This window comes from Aeromonas fluvialis (assembly GCF_000819885.1).
Classification (GTDB): Bacteria; Pseudomonadota; Gammaproteobacteria; order Enterobacterales; family Aeromonadaceae; genus Aeromonas; species Aeromonas fluvialis.
Window position 1 is genome coordinate 1 of the sequence record NZ_CDBO01000060.1, and the last position, 14,389, is coordinate 14,389.

The window sequence follows — 14,389 nt, forward strand, 5'->3', positions numbered from 1 at the left end:
AAGTGTTCTAAGGCTTGTAGCAAATAGAACGAACTACTCAAATTCAGTGATAGTGACAAACCAAGCGCAACATCACTACTCACGTCAGCTTTCCAAGATTATTCGGTTCGTCCTGAACCTCACCCTTCGGGCCCGCCTACGGCGGTTTCGATTTGTTCCGGACAAATCGATTAAGAATTTGCCTGGCGGCCATAGCGCCGTGGAACCACCTGATCCCATGCCGAACTCAGAAGTGAAACGCGGTAGCGCCGATGGTAGTGTGGCATTCGCCATGCGAGAGTAGGACACTGCCAGGCACCAATTAAGCAACTGCAGCGATGTGGTTGGTCGCAATGCAACGTCAGGTTGTATTGGACAAAAGATTTAGATAGCGCACACAGTGCGGTCTTTACCGGTTAGTGTGCTGATATGGCTCAGTTGGTAGAGCGCATCCTTGGTAAGGATGAGGTCCCCAGTTCGACTCTGGGTATCAGCACCATTATTGAAGTAGTTAAGCTTTTGCCTGACGGCAATAGCGCCGTGGAACCACCTGATCCCATGCCGAACTCAGAAGTGAAACGCGGTAGCGCCGATGGTAGTGTGGCATTCGCCATGCGAGAGTAGGACACTGTCAGGCACCTATTTAGAAGAGGCCTCCCATTCGGGAGGCCTTTTTGCATTTCTGCGTTTCAAAAATCGGCCCTGCTATCGGCATTTTAGTAAAAATGCTGGGCTATCAAGGGATTGCCCGTTACTCTTTAGCCGTTACCGATTAACACGTGATGCTGCCAGCGAGGTATTGATGGCTACGTTGAAGGAAATTGCACAGGAGGCGGGGGTGTCGCTCGCCACGGTATCCCGGGTACTGAACGAGGATCCCAGCCTGAGCGTCAAGGAAGAGACCAAGCAGCGGATCTTCGAGATTGCCGAGCGGCTGGAGTACAAGACCAGCAGCGCCCGCAAGGGGGTTCACAAGAGCAAGTTGCACTTTCTGGTGGTCTACTCCTACCCGCAGAGTACCGAGGTTAACGATCCCTACTATCTCGCCATCCGTTATGGCATCGAGACCCAGAGTGCCCGTCTCAACATCGAACTGACCCACCTCTACAACTGTGGTGAAGGACGCGAGCTGACCGCCGTGGATGGCATCCTGGTGGTGGGGAGTCTCTCGGCCGAGCGTCTGGCGCAGTTGCGAACCTGCTCCAGCATGCTGGTCTTTGTCGATTCCCGTGCCATGGAGGAGTTTGACTCGGTCGACGTGGATCTCGCCCTGATCAGCCAGCAAGTGGTCGATTACTTTATCGCTCAGGGGCACCAGCGCATCGGCTATATCGGTGGGCAGGATGAGAATCCGGATCTGCGTGAGCTGGCCTTCAAAGATTATGGCCAGCGACTGGGCGTGGTGCAGGAGAGCGATCTCTATCGCGGGGACTTCTCCAGCGCTTCCGGCTACCGGCTGGCAAAAGAGATGCTGGCAGGGGATTGGCCCAAGGCGCTGTTCGTTGCCTCCGACTCTATCGCCATTGGCGTGCTGCGGGCCATCCACGAGAGGGGGCTGGCGATTCCCCAGCAGATTGAGCTGATCAGCGTCAACGATATTCCGACCGCCAAGTTTACCTTTCCGCCGCTCTCCACGGTGCGGATCCACTCCGAGTTGATGGGCTCCCAGGGGGTTAATCTGCTGGTTGAACGACTGCGTGACGAGCGTGATATTCCCCTTCGGGTACTGGTGCCGAGTCGCCTGACCCTGCGTGGCACCACTCGTTGATTTTAGTAAAATAAATTCTGTTTTAGTCGCGTCATCTTGCGGTGGCGCGGCCTCATCCCTTTATCATCCTCTCCCTTATTTCTCCTGATAAATGCATAATGCATTGTTTTACGGTGGTTTTAGCCATTTCTTGCCTACATTTATCAACATCCATGCCATCACTGCCTGCTTTATCCCCTTTTATCCTCCGATTCTGATCTCGCTCACAAAACCATCCAGCCATTGTGATCAGGTTAAAACTTTACCGATCCAAAACTGATATTTAGTAAATGTTTATCTAAAGTTTACCCAGTCAAAGTTGCCTTGTTCCGGGAGGACATGTGAATAACTGGGAAAACGTCCAATTCGTTGGTGAAAACAGGCTGGCTCCGCGTGCCTACTTCTTCTCTTATGCCGACCACGCGCTGGCGGCCACCATGCAGCGCGAGCTGAGCCGCCGTTTTCTGGGCCTTAGCGGTCAGTGGCAGTTCCACTACTTCGACCACCCCCTGCAGGTGCCGGAGGCCTTCTATCACAGCCCCATGAGCGAGTGGGGCCAGATCACTGTGCCCAACATGTGGCAGATGGAAGGGCATGGCAATCTGCAGTACACCGACGAAGGTTTTCCCTTCCCCATCGACGTGCCCTTTGTGCCGACCAACAATCCAACCGGCGCCTATCAGCGCAGCTTCACGCTGAGCCCGGCCTGGGATGGCGAGCAGGTGATCATCAAGTTTGACGGGGTGGAGACCTACTTCGAGGTCTATGTGAACGGCCACTATGTCGGTTTCAGCAAGGGCAGTCGCCTCACCGCCGAGTTCGATATCAGCGCCTACGCCAACATCGGCGAGAACCTGCTGTCGGTGCGGGCGATGCAGTGGGCCGACTCCACCTATATCGAAGATCAGGACATGTGGTGGATGGCGGGGATCTTCCGCGACGTCTATCTGGTGGGCAAACCGGCCGCCCATGTGCAGGACTTCTTCATCCGCACCGCGCTGGCCGATGACAATCAAAGCGCTACCCTGAGCTGCGATATCCAGCTGGAAAATCTGGGTGCGGCTGCCCGTGATCACCGTCTGGTCTGGTCGCTGCTGGATCAGGGCAGCGAGATCGCCAGCGGCTCGCTCGACAGTCTCGCCATCGACGGCAGGTGTGATTGCCGCTTCACGCTGGACCTGGCCAATCCCCATCTGTGGAGCGCCGAAGATCCTTACCTCTATCAGTTGCAACTCTCCCTCTACAACAGTCAGGGCGAGCTGCTGGAAGTGATCCCGCAGCGGGTCGGGGTGCGTGAAATCAAGGTCAAGGATGGCCTCTTCTACGTCAACGGCCACTACCTCAAGCTGCACGGGGTGAACCGCCACGACAACGACCATCTCAAGAGCCGTGCGGTCGGAATGGATCGTGTTGAACGCGATATCGTGCTGATGAAGCAGCACAACCTCAACTCGGTGCGCACCGCCCACTACCCGAACGACCCGCGCTTCTACGAGTTGTGCGACCAGTATGGTCTGTTCGTGATGGCGGAGACCGACGTGGAGACCCACGGCTTTGCCAACGTCGGCGATCTCAGCCGCATTACTGACGATCCTTTCTGGGAGCCGGTGTTCGTGGATCGCATTGAGCGCCACGTGCACGCCCAGAAGAACCACCCCTCCATCATCATCTGGTCGCTCGGCAACGAGTCCGGCTACGGCTGCAACATTAGAGCCATGTACCAGCGCTGCAAGGCGATCGACCCGACCCGGCTGGTGCACTACGAAGAGGATCGCGATGCCGAGGTGGTGGATGTGGTCAGCACCATGTATTCGCGCGTCTCCCAGATGAACTGCTTCGGCGAGTTCCCGATGGAGAAGCCGCGCATTATCTGCGAATACGCCCACGCCATGGGCAACGGCCCGGGTGGCCTCAGCGAATACCAGCAGGTGTTCGACCGCCATCCCCACATTCAGGGCCACTACATCTGGGAGTGGTGCGATCACGGCATTCTGGATCAGGACGAGCAGGGGCGTGCCGTTTACAAGTACGGCGGCGACTACGGCGACTACCCCAACAACTACAACTTCTGCATGGATGGCCTCATCTATCCGGATCAGACCCCTGGGCCGGGCCTGCGCGAATACAAGCAGGTGATCTGCCCGGTCAAGGTGCGGGCGCTGGATCTGACCAGCGGCAAGCTGGCGGTGGAAAACCGCTACTGGTTCTCCAATCTCGACGACATCCGTCTGCTGGTCGAAGTGAAGGCAGAGGGTGAACTGCTGGCCAGCCAGCAAATCCGGCTGGAAGGGGTGGCCCCCGGTGCCATCACCGAGTTGCAACTCGAGCTGCCCACTCTCGATGGGCGGGAAACCTTCGTCCAGCTGCGGGTCATCAAGGCTACCGCCACCCGCTACAGCGCGGCGGAGCACGAGCTGGGCCAGTATCAGTTCCAGCTCAAGGCATCGACTCGTCAGCTGCAGCCCTTTGCCAATCCCAACGCTACTGCGTTGCAGATTGTCGATGAGCGGCTCGATTTGACCATGAGCGGCAGCGGCTTTGCCCTGCGCTTCTCGCGCCTCGACGGCAAGCTGGTGAGCTGGCAGCAGGATGGTATCGAGCTGATTGAGCGCTCGCCGCGCCTCACCTTCTTCAAGCCGATGATCGACAACCACAAGCAGGAGTACGAGAGCCTGTGGCACCCGAACCACCTGCAGATCATGCAGGAGCACTTCCGTAGCTTAAGCTGGCGTCAGCTGGGTGATGCGGTCGAGGTGACGGTCGAGAGCCTGATCGCGCCGCCGGTGTTCGACTTCGGCATGCGCTGCCGCTACGTCTACACCCTGAGCCCGAACGGCCAGCTGCACGTGGCACTGTCCGGTCAGCCCTACGGCGGCTATGACGACATCATTCCCAAGATCGGCTTCGAGCTGGGTATTCGTCAGGATCTCGACCGGGTGCACTACTACGGCATGGGACCGGGTGAGAACTATCAGGACAGTCGCCAGAGCAACTGGATCGACCGCTTCAACAGCACGGTGGGCGAGATGTGGGAGCACTACCCCTTCCCGCAGGACAACGGCAATCGCCAGCAGGTGCGCTGGGCGACATTGACCAACCGCCACGGCGCCGGTCTCTACGTGCGACCCGATGCCCCCATCAACCTGAGCGTCTGGCCCTACAGCTGGGAGCATATCCACGCGGCGCAGCACATCAACGAGCTGGAGCCGAGCGGCTATCTCACCCTCAATCTGGATCACAAGGTGCTGGGGCTGGGCTCCAACTCCTGGGGCTCCGAGGTACTGGACTCCTGGCGGGTGCGCTTCGAGCCGTTCAGCTTCGGTCTGACCCTGCTGCCCATCGCCCGTGGCAATCTCAATCCGGCTGCGCTGGCCGGACTCGATCTCACCATCAACGGCGGGAGGAACCTCGCATGATCACCCTGGACAACCTGACCCTGTTCAAAAACATCTACCGGGAGGGCAAGAAGTGGGGCCGCTGCGTGGAGGCCATCAATAACCTTGCCAACCTCAAGCCCGGCATCTGCCACTCCATCGGTGACTCCCTCACCTACCGCTTGCAGGAGGGGGCCAGCCCGGCCACCTCACTGTTCGAGGGGCAACGCCGCTACTTCGACGTTCATTACTACCTGGAAGGGGAAGAGACGGTGGAGTGGGCTGCCAAGAGCGAACTGGGGGTCGAGCAGGCCTATGACGATACCACCGACCGCGAGTGGCTGGTCGGTGAGGTGCGTGAGCGCCAGAAAGTCGGCAACGGTCAGGTGGTGATCTTCGAGAACGACGAGGCCTACCGCTTCGTCGGCGACGGACCGGTGCGCAAGCTGATCATCAAGGTCACCGTCGAAGGCGGCTACTTCAAAAACAAATAACAAGCCGCTGTTTTTGCACTGATAAAAGCCGGAAGGGCGGGGCTCACCCTACAACTCATGCCCCGCCCTTTCGCGGAAATAACTACAGGTCTGGAGATGCACCATGTCTGATTCCAAACGGAATACGATAGGCAAGTTTGGTCTGCTGTCGCTCACCTTCGCGGCGGTATTCAGCTTCAACAACGTCATCAACAACAACATCGAAATCGGTCTGGCCTCGGCCCCGATGTTCTTTTTGGCCACCATTTTTTACTTCATTCCGTTCTGCCTGATCATTGCGGAATTTGTGTCACTGAACAAAAACTCCGAAGCGGGCGTTTATGCCTGGGTGAAGAGCTCCCTCGGCGGGCGCTGGGCCTTTATCTCCGCCTACACCTACTGGTTCGTGAACCTGTTCTTCTTCACCTCCTTGCTGCCGCGGGTTATCGCCTACGCCTCCTATGCCTTCCTCGGCTACGAATACATTTTCACCCCGCTGGCGACCACTTTCTTAAGCATGGTGCTGTTTGCCTTTGCCACCTATGTCTCCACCAATGGCGCCAAGCTGCTTGGCCCCATCACCTCGGTGACTTCGTCTCTGATGCTGCTGCTGACCCTCTCCTACATTCTGCTGGCAGGTGTGGCGTTAGTCGGTGGTGTACAACCGGCCGACCCCATCACGGTAGAGGCCATGGTCCCCGATTTCAGCTGGGCTTTCCTCGGCATTACCACCTGGATCTTTATGGCGGCCGGTGGCGCCGAGTCGGTCGCGGTCTACGTCAATGACGTGAAAGGGGGCTCCAAATCCTTCGTCAAGGTGATCATCGTCGCCGGGCTCTTCATTGGTGTGCTCTACTCCATCGCCTCCCTGCTGATCAACGTCTTTGTCCATAGCGACACCCTGAAATTTACCGGTGGCTCGGTGCAGGTGTTCGAGGGATTGGCGGCTTATTTCGGTCTGCCCACCGTGCTGATGAACCGCTTCGTCGGTCTGGTCTCCTTTACCGCCATGTTCGGCTCCCTGCTGATGTGGACGGCGACCCCGGTGAAGATCTTCTTCTCCGAAATTCCGGCTGGCATCTTCGGCAAGAAGACGGTCGAGCTGAACGAGAACGGCGTGCCTGCCCGTGCAGCCTGGATCCAGTACCTCATCGTGCTGCCGCTAATGGTGATCCCGACCCTGGGCTCCAACACCGCGCAGGATCTGATGAACACCGTCATCAACATGACCGCTGCCGCTTCCATGCTGCCGCCGCTGTTCATCATGCTGGCCTACCTCAATCTGCGCCTGAAGCTCGACCACCTGCCACGGGATTTCAAGATGGGCTCGCGCACCACCGGCATCGCCGTGGTGTCGGTGCTGATCGCCATCTTCTCGGTGGGCTTCCTCGCCTCCACCTTCCCGACCGGCGCAGACATCATGACCATCATCTTCTACAACGTCGGCGGGATCGTGATTTTCCTCGGCTTTGCCTGGTGGAAGTACAACCGCTACGAAGCCTCCCTGAGTGCTGACGCGCGGGTGAAAGAGGCCCAGCCGACCAGCCAGATTTCCGTCCGGGCATCCTGACGATAACCCTGACCAAACCGGCCCCCGTGGCCAGGAGCGATCAACCGGGTGGCTGCGGCCACCCGTTACCCGTTGCTCCCTTGAGCACAAGAACCGAACACAAGGAGAAAGAAATGAGCGAGACGATCGAATTTGCCGAATTCAAACGGGTCGAGATGAAGGTGGGCAAGGTGCTGGAGGTGGTGCGCCACCCCGGGGCCGACAAACTCTATATCGTCCAGATCGACGTGGGCGGCGAGCGGCCGTTGCAGACCGTCACCAGTCTGGTGCCCCATTACAGCGAGGAGGAACTGCTGGGCAGCCAGGTGGTGGTGCTGACCAACCTCAAGCCCACCAAAATGCGCGGCGAGCGATCCGAGTGCATGTTGCTCTGCGCCGAGACCCCGGACGAGAGCCAGAGCGTGCTGCTGCAACCCCGGGTGCCGATGGCACCGGGCACTCCGATCGTCTGAATGGGATTGCGAGCCGGTGCGGTGAGACTGCACCGGTTCACCAACGAGGCCGCCCAGGCGGCCCGATTATAACAAGAGAGTAAAGAGCGGGGCCGACAGACCCTGGCCGAACACATCACAGAGTCACAGCGTTACCCGCAGGGAACGCGAGTCCATTGGAGGACACCATGTCTGAATCCGTACGCGGCACCATCGGCAAGTTTGCCCTGTTGTCGATGACCTTTGCCGCCGTGTTCAACGTGCGCAACATCGTCAACAACAACATCGAACTGGGGCTCAGCTCCGCTCCCATCTTCCTGCTGGCTACGCTCGTCTATTTCATCCCATTCGTCTTCATCATTGCCGAGTTCGTCTCGGCCAATAAAGATTCCGAGTCGGGGATGTACGACTGGCTGAAAAAGCCGCTCGGCACCCGGATGGCCTATCTGGGCTCCTTCCTCTACTGGTTTGTGAACCTGTTCTGGTTCGTCTCCTTGCTGCCGAACGTCATTGCCTACGCCTCCTACGCCATGCTGGGCTATGAGTACAGCTTCTCGCCGACCGTCACCTCTATCATCTCCATCGTGCTGTTCGCGGCGGCGACCCATATCTCCACCAAGGGGGCGAGCTGGCTCGGCAAGATTGCCGAGCTGGTGGCCTACGGCGTCTTTGCCCTGTTCGCCATCTATGTGCTGGGTGCCCTGATGGCGCTCGGCGGTGACCATGTGGCGGCCCAGCCGATCACGCTGGAGGCGATGACCCCCACCGTCAACTGGGCGACGCTGGGCATAATGTGCTGGATCTTCCAGGCGGCGGGCGGTGCCGAAACCGCGGCGGCCTATCTCAATGACGTGAAGGGCGGCCAGAAGTCCTTTATCAAGGTGATCATCACCGCCGGTATCGTCATCGGTGCCATGTATGCGTTGGGTTCCCTGCTGGTGAACGTATTCGTGCCGCGCGAGAGCCTCACCTATGCCGGCGGCATGGTGGAGATCTTCACCGGTATGGCCCAGTACTTCGGGCTTTCCGAGACGTTGGTGGGCCGTGCGGTCGGTATCGTGCTGTTCATCGCCATGTTCGGTTCCATGATGATGTGGACCTCGGCGCCGGTGAAGATCCATTTCTCCGAGATCCCGCAGGGTGTCTACGGTGACAAGACCACCCGCCTCAACAAGCACGGGGTGCCGGTGCGCGCCGCCTGGTGGCAGTTTGTCTTCGTGTTCGTGATGCTGGTGGTCAACGGTTTCGGCTCAGAGTCGGTACAGCAGATGATGAACACCGCCATCAACCTCACCGCCGGTACCGCTATGCTGCCGCCGATCTTCATCATGGTGGCCTACTTCGTGTTCCGCTGGAAACATGACGACACCCCCCGCGACTTCCGCATGGGATCGCGCACCTTCGGCATGGGCATGGTGTCGGTGCTGATCGCCATCTTCGTGGTGAGCATGAGCGCCTCTGCCTTCCCGAGCGGGGTGGATCTGGTGCGCGCCTTCTTCATCAACGTCTTTATGACAGCGGTATTCTCGGCGCTGGCCTACTGGTGGATCTCCCGCTTCGAGAAGCGCCAGGCCCGCAAGCTCGGCGGCAATGAGAAGAAAAGCGGCAACGGCACGCTGGCCAGCCAGCGCTGATCGGCTGAGCGAAAAAACGAGACGGGCGGCCCAGGTTGCCCGTTTTTTTATCCATTTATCGCCGGTTTGGCGCTATCTGGCAGCGGGTCATCAACTTCCGCTATTCGACAAAGCAAAGGCGTTAAGCATTGATGAACAATTAACCGCCGCACAACGTTGCGCCGCTTCGATATCGGGGTAAGCTGGGGGTTCGTTTCAACGGGAGGTGCCAGACACCTCCTGTTGTGTTTCTTGTCCTCCCCGATCCTGACCTTTTGCCAAGAAGGCAGGATGCCCTTCTGATGGAGACCTTTCGTGCGTCTGGATCCCTTTACTGTTGTGCTGATTGCGGTGGTCACTCTGGCCTCCCTCTTTCCCTGCGAGGGGCAGGTGGCTGTCTGGTTCGGTCTGCTGACCAAGCTGGCGGTGGCGCTCCTGTTCTTCATGCATGGCGCCAAGCTGTCGCGCCAGAACCTGCTGGCGGGCCTCGGTCACTGGCGGCTCCATCTGGTGGTGATGCTCAGCACCTTCGTGCTGTTTCCGCTGCTCGGGCTGCTGCTCACGCCGCTGGTACCGGGCTGGCTGAGCCCGGCCATCTACCTCGGCTTCCTCTATCTCTGCGCCCTGCCTGCCACCGTGCAGTCGGCCATCGCCTTTACCTCGATGGCGGGGGGCAATGTGTCGGCGGCGGTGTGCAGCGCCTCGGCCTCCAGCATCCTCGGTATCTTCCTCTCGCCGGTGCTGGTGGGGATGATGATCCACGTGCAGGGGGAGGGGATCGACACCTGGCACTCCATTCAGGCCATCATGGTGCAGCTGATGCTGCCGTTTGTGGTCGGCCACCTGTCGCGCCCGCTGATCGGTCGCTGGGTCGATAGTCACCGGCCGATGATCGGCAAGCTGGATCAGAGCTCCATCCTGCTGGTGGTCTACGTCGCCTTCAGCGAGGCAGTGGTGCAGGGGATCTGGCATCAAGTCGGCTGGTACGATCTGGCCAGTATCGTGCTGCTGAGCTGCGTCTTGCTGGCGCTGGTGCTCTGCTGGAACGTCTGGATCAGCCGCCGCCTCGGCTTCAACAGGGCGGACGAGATCACCATCGTTTTCTGCGGCTCCAAGAAGAGCCTCGCCAACGGGGTGCCGATGGCCAACGTCATGTTCCCCGCCGCCAGCGTCGGCGTCATGGTGCTGCCGCTGATGATCTTCCACCAGATCCAGCTGATGGTGTGCGCCGTGTTGGCTCGTCGCTACCACGAGCAGGGTCATTAATACTCGCGCCGTTTTAGCTGCCATAACAAGAGGGAGGCCATGGGCCTCCCTCAGACGGTAGACAACCCCCTGAACGGCGACTCCGGGGGGAGTTGATTGTTGTGTGGTCAATAAATGGACTGCACCATACTCAGAGATCCCGCGCCCAGGCAACTTGGGATCGAGATGGTCGCTCTCGCTGAACTCGCCCCCCCCAAGACCATCCGAAAGCCAATACCAACAAGAAGACGCTGACCAACGTCGAGGTGGCCACCTCCCCAACGCCTATCTTGAGGCGCAGGTTCAGAGCGTCATTGGCCACTGCCGCCCATCCAAAAGACCGGCATCGGGGAAGGTTACCGGCTCTACGCCAGTGATCCGCCCCGTGGCTCCGAGCTAAAAAAGAACCCCCTCTTTGAAAAAGAGGGGGTCGATATTTAGCAATCAGAGGGGCTTCCCTCTATCTTCATCGCGCCATCAGCTGGCCAGGAACAGCCGGTAGGCTGGGTCCTCGCTCACCTCTTTCCAACCGTAGCCAATTTCGCGCAGGTAGTCATGGAAGGCGGCCACGTCCTCGTCCGGCAGCTCGAAGGCGCATAACACCCGGCCGTAGTCGGCACCGTGGTTGCGGTAGTGGAACAGGCTGATGTTCCAGCGGCACCCCAGAGTCTCGAGGAAGCGCATCAGGGCGCCAGGCTGCTCCGGGAACTTGAAGCTGTAGAGCCGTTCACCGAGGGGCCGGGCCGGGCGGCCGCCAATCATGTAACGCACGTGGTTCTTGGCCAGCTCGCTCTCGGTCATGTTGACCACCGGATAGCCGTTGCCACCGAGCTGATCGATGATCTGGCCCAGCTCCTCGTCACCGCCGGTGAGGCGCACCGAGACAAACAGGGAGGCCTGCTCCGCGTCGGCGTAGCGGTAGTTGAACTCGGTCACCATGCGGGGCCCGAGCTGACGGCAGAAGTCGAGGAAGGCCCCCTTGCGCTCGGGGATGGTCACCGCCAGCATGCCCTCACGCTTCTCGCCGATCTCGCAGCGCTCCGACACGTAGCGCAGGCTGTGGAAGTTGACGTTGGCGCCGGAGAGGATGGCCGCCATCCGCCCCCCTTTCACCTGCTCCCGCTCGCTGTAAGCCTTGAGGCCCGCCAGCGACAGGGCACCCGACGGCTCGGCGATGGCGCGGCAGTCGTCGAAGATGTCTTTCAGTGCGGCGCAGATCTGGTCGTTGGAGACGGTCACCACCTCGTCCAGATACTGGTTGCACAGACGGAAGGTCTCCTCGCCGATGCGCCTGACCGCCACCCCATCGGCAAACAGCGAGACTCGTTCCAGACTGACCGGCTCGCCCGCTGCCATAGCCGCCTTGAGGCAGGCTGAGCCCTCCGCTTCCACCCCGATCACCTTCACATCCGGCAGCAGCTGCTTGATATAGACCGCCACCCCGGCGGCCAACCCGCCGCCCCCCACCGGCACGAACACGTGGGTGAGGTGGGTATCCTGCTCCAACAGCTCCTTGCCGATGGTGCCCTGGCCCGCGATCACCTCGACGTCGTCAAACGGCGGGATCAGGGTATAGCCCTCCAACTCGGAGAGGCGGCGGCTCTCGCCGTAGGCCTCATCGAAGCTGTTGCCAAACAGCATGACGTTGCCGCCCTGACGGCGCACCGCGTCGATCTTGATATCCGGCGTGGTCTTGGGCATCACGATGATCGCCTTGATGCCGAGCTTGGCGGCCGACAGGGCGACCCCCTGGGCGTGGTTGCCGGCGGAGGCGGCGATGACGCCACGCGCCTTCTGCTCCTCGGTCAGGGTGGCGATCTTGTGGTAGGCGCCGCGCAGCTTGAAGGAGTGGACCGGTTGCAGATCCTCCCGCTTCAGGCTGACATGGTTGCCGAGTCGCTCGGAGAGTTTCTTCAGGGTTTGCAAAGGGGTGACTCGCGCCGCCTCATAGACGGGGGAGAGCAACACCTTGCGTAGATAATCCGCCGCAGAGACCATGATTTATTCCCCCAGCATTGAGCGATCGCGCACCGCGCCTTTATCGGCGCTGGTGGCGAACATGGCGTAGGCGCGTAGGGCAAAGGAGACCTGACGCTGACGATCGAGCGGCTTCCAGCCACGGGCTTCCACGGCGACACGGCGGGCAGCCAGCACGCTGTCGGCCACCTCCAGCACCATGCTGCGGGCCGGGATGTCGATGTTGATTATGTCCCCATCCTCCACCAGACCTATGGTGCCGCCGGAAGCCGCCTCCGGCGATACGTGGCCGATGGAGAGGCCCGAGGTACCGCCAGAGAAGCGACCGTCGGTGATCAGGGCACACGCCTTGCCGAGACCCATGGATTTCAGATAGGTAGTGGGGTAGAGCATCTCCTGCATGCCCGGGCCCCCTTTCGGCCCTTCGTAGCGGATCACCACTACCTCGCCCGCTTTCACTGTGCCGTCGAGGATGCCGCTCACCGCGCTCTCCTGACTCTCGAATACCCGGGCCGGGCCACGGAAGGTGAGGTTCTCGTCATCCACCCCGGCGGTTTTGACGATGGCGCCATCCAGCGCGAGATTGCCGGAGAGCACCGCAAGGCCACCCTCCTGGCTGTAGGCATTATCCAGCGAGCGGATGCACCCTTCGGCGCGATCCAGATCCAGCTCGGGCCAGCGGCAATCCTGACTGAAGGCCTTGGTGGTGCGGATCCCGGCAGGGCCGGCGCGGTAGAAGTCCACCACCTCCTGACTCGGCTGGCGGCTGACGTCATATTCATCGAGTTGTTCGACGAGGGAGCAACCCAGCACGGTACGGGTATCCCCATGCACCAGACCCGCTTTTTCCAGCTGGCCCAGGATCGCCACCACACCACCGGCGCGGTGTACGTCTTCCATGTGGTACTTCTGGGTAGAGGGCGCCACCTTGCAGAGCTGCGGCACCTTGCGGGACATGCGGTCGATATCGGCCATAGTGAAGTCGACGCCGGCCTCCTGGGCCGCCGCCAGCAGGTGCAGCACGGTATTGGTGGAGCCGCCCATGGCGATGTCGAGCGCCATGGCGTTCTCGAACGCCGCCTTGTTGGCGATATTACGCGGCAGTGCCGAGGCATCGTCCTGCTCATACCAGCGCTTGGCCAAAGTCACGATGCGCTGACCCGCCAGCTTGAACAGCTGCTCGCGATCGCTGTGGGTCGCCAGCATGGAGCCGTTACCAGGCTGGGAGAGGCCGAGCGCCTCGGTCAGACAGTTCATGGAGTTCGCGGTAAACATGCCGGAGCAGGAGCCACAGGTGGGGCAGGCGCTGCGCTCAATCTGATCGCTCTGGGCGTCGGAGACCTTGGGATCGGCGCCCTGGATCATGGCATCCACCAGATCCAGCTTGATGATCTGATCCGACAGCTTGGTCTTGCCCGCTTCCATCGGGCCGCCGGAGACGAAGATCACCGGAATATTGATGCGCAGGGCAGCCATCAGCATCCCCGGGGTGATCTTGTCGCAGTTGGAGATGCAGACCATGGCATCGGCGCAGTGGGCGTTGACCATGTACTCCACCGAGTCGGCGATCAGTTCGCGCGACGGCAGGGAGTAGAGCATGCCGCCGTGGCCCATGGCGATGCCGTCATCCACCGCTATGGTGTTGAACTCCTTGGCAACGCCACCCGCGGCTTCGATTTCACGGGCCACCAGCTGACCCAGATCCTTGAGGTGGACGTGACCTGGCACGAACTGGGTGAAGGAGTTGACCACGGCGATGATGGGCTTGCCGAAATCCTGATCGGTCATGCCGGTGGCACGCCAGAGGGCGCGGGCCCCGGCCATGTTACGTCCGTGGGTGGTGGTGGCGGATCTCAACTTCGGCATTATCTCTACTCCCTGAATGCCCCTGGGGCGCATTGTCTTTCAACATGAATGTGTGATTCGCGGATCGGGAATCGATCCTGGTCAGGGCACCGCCGGGTGCCCTCACCGGAAGCG

The 14,389-nt window shown here is 60.3% G+C and carries 9 protein-coding genes, 1 tRNA gene and 2 rRNA genes; 10 read left to right on the forward strand and 2 right to left on the reverse strand.

What is annotated here, in order from left to right; translation table 11 throughout:
• Positions 1 to 181 precede the first annotated feature (181 nt).
• The 10 genes from rrf (BN1125_RS13440) (at position 182) to BN1125_RS13485 (ending at position 10,453) form a co-directional block, all read left to right on the forward strand.
• Positions 182 to 296, forward strand: a 5S ribosomal RNA gene (gene rrf, locus BN1125_RS13440).
• 106 nt (positions 297 to 402) lie between these two features.
• Positions 403 to 478 (forward strand) — tRNA-Thr (locus BN1125_RS13445).
• 23 nt (positions 479 to 501) lie between these two features.
• Positions 502 to 616 (forward strand): 5S ribosomal RNA (gene rrf, locus BN1125_RS13450).
• Between the two features lie 165 nt (positions 617 to 781).
• Entirely contained in the window at positions 782 to 1,747 is a 966-nt protein-coding gene (gene ebgR, locus BN1125_RS13455) for a transcriptional regulator EbgR (RefSeq protein ID WP_042012840.1), read from the forward strand.
• A 320-nt stretch (positions 1,748 to 2,067) separates the two neighbouring features.
• Positions 2,068 to 5,142 (forward strand): beta-galactosidase subunit alpha, encoded by a 3,075-nt coding sequence (ebgA, locus tag BN1125_RS13460; RefSeq protein WP_042012841.1) that lies wholly within the window; start codon positions 2,068 to 2,070, stop codon positions 5,140 to 5,142.
• Positions 5,139 to 5,594 (forward strand): beta-galactosidase subunit beta, encoded by a 456-nt coding sequence (locus BN1125_RS13465; RefSeq protein WP_042012842.1) that lies wholly within the window; start codon positions 5,139 to 5,141, stop codon positions 5,592 to 5,594. The genes ebgA and BN1125_RS13465 overlap by 4 nt, the downstream gene beginning before the upstream one ends.
• A gap of 103 nt (positions 5,595 to 5,697) precedes the next feature.
• Positions 5,698 to 7,143 carry an amino acid permease gene (locus BN1125_RS13470; protein ID WP_042012844.1) on the forward strand — a complete coding sequence of 482 codons (1,446 nt, stop codon included), beginning with the start codon at positions 5,698 to 5,700 and terminating at the stop codon, positions 7,141 to 7,143.
• Between the two features lie 113 nt (positions 7,144 to 7,256).
• On the forward strand, positions 7,257 to 7,595 hold the full coding sequence (locus tag BN1125_RS13475) for a tRNA-binding protein (protein WP_042012845.1): 339 nt from the start codon (positions 7,257 to 7,259) through the stop codon (positions 7,593 to 7,595).
• A 167-nt stretch (positions 7,596 to 7,762) separates the two neighbouring features.
• On the forward strand, positions 7,763 to 9,208 hold the full coding sequence (locus BN1125_RS13480; RefSeq protein WP_042012846.1) for an amino acid permease: 1,446 nt from the start codon (positions 7,763 to 7,765) through the stop codon (positions 9,206 to 9,208).
• A gap of 294 nt (positions 9,209 to 9,502) precedes the next feature.
• Complete coding sequence (locus tag BN1125_RS13485) at positions 9,503 to 10,453, forward strand: bile acid:sodium symporter family protein (RefSeq protein ID WP_042012848.1); 951 nt, start codon at positions 9,503 to 9,505, stop codon at positions 10,451 to 10,453.
• 456 nt (positions 10,454 to 10,909) lie between these two features.
• Here BN1125_RS13485 and ilvA read toward each other — a convergent pair whose 3' ends face one another.
• Complete coding sequence (ilvA, locus tag BN1125_RS13490) at positions 10,910 to 12,430, reverse strand: threonine ammonia-lyase, biosynthetic (RefSeq protein ID WP_042012849.1); 1,521 nt, start codon at positions 12,428 to 12,430, stop codon at positions 10,910 to 10,912.
• Between the two features lie 3 nt (positions 12,431 to 12,433).
• Positions 12,434 to 14,275, reverse strand: coding sequence for a dihydroxy-acid dehydratase (ilvD, locus tag BN1125_RS13495; RefSeq protein WP_042012851.1), 1,842 nt, complete (start codon positions 14,273 to 14,275; stop codon positions 12,434 to 12,436).
• Positions 14,276 to 14,389 lie beyond the last annotated feature (114 nt).

Bases quoted from the DNA above. Each gene is read 5' to 3' on its own strand.
- ebgR (WP_042012840.1), top strand. From the start codon at position 782: ATGGCTACGTTGAAGGAAATTGCACAGGAGGCGGGGGTGTCGCTCGCC.
- BN1125_RS13465 (WP_042012842.1), top strand. From the start codon at position 5,139: ATGATCACCCTGGACAACCTGACCCTGTTCAAAAACATCTACCGGGAG.
- BN1125_RS13470 (WP_042012844.1), top strand. From the start codon at position 5,698: ATGTCTGATTCCAAACGGAATACGATAGGCAAGTTTGGTCTGCTGTCG.
- BN1125_RS13475 (WP_042012845.1), top strand. From the start codon at position 7,257: ATGAGCGAGACGATCGAATTTGCCGAATTCAAACGGGTCGAGATGAAG.
- BN1125_RS13480 (WP_042012846.1), top strand. From the start codon at position 7,763: ATGTCTGAATCCGTACGCGGCACCATCGGCAAGTTTGCCCTGTTGTCG.
- ilvA (WP_042012849.1), bottom strand. From the start codon at position 12,430: ATGGTCTCTGCGGCGGATTATCTACGCAAGGTGTTGCTCTCCCCCGTC.
- ilvD (WP_042012851.1), bottom strand. From the start codon at position 14,275: ATGCCGAAGTTGAGATCCGCCACCACCACCCACGGACGTAACATGGCC.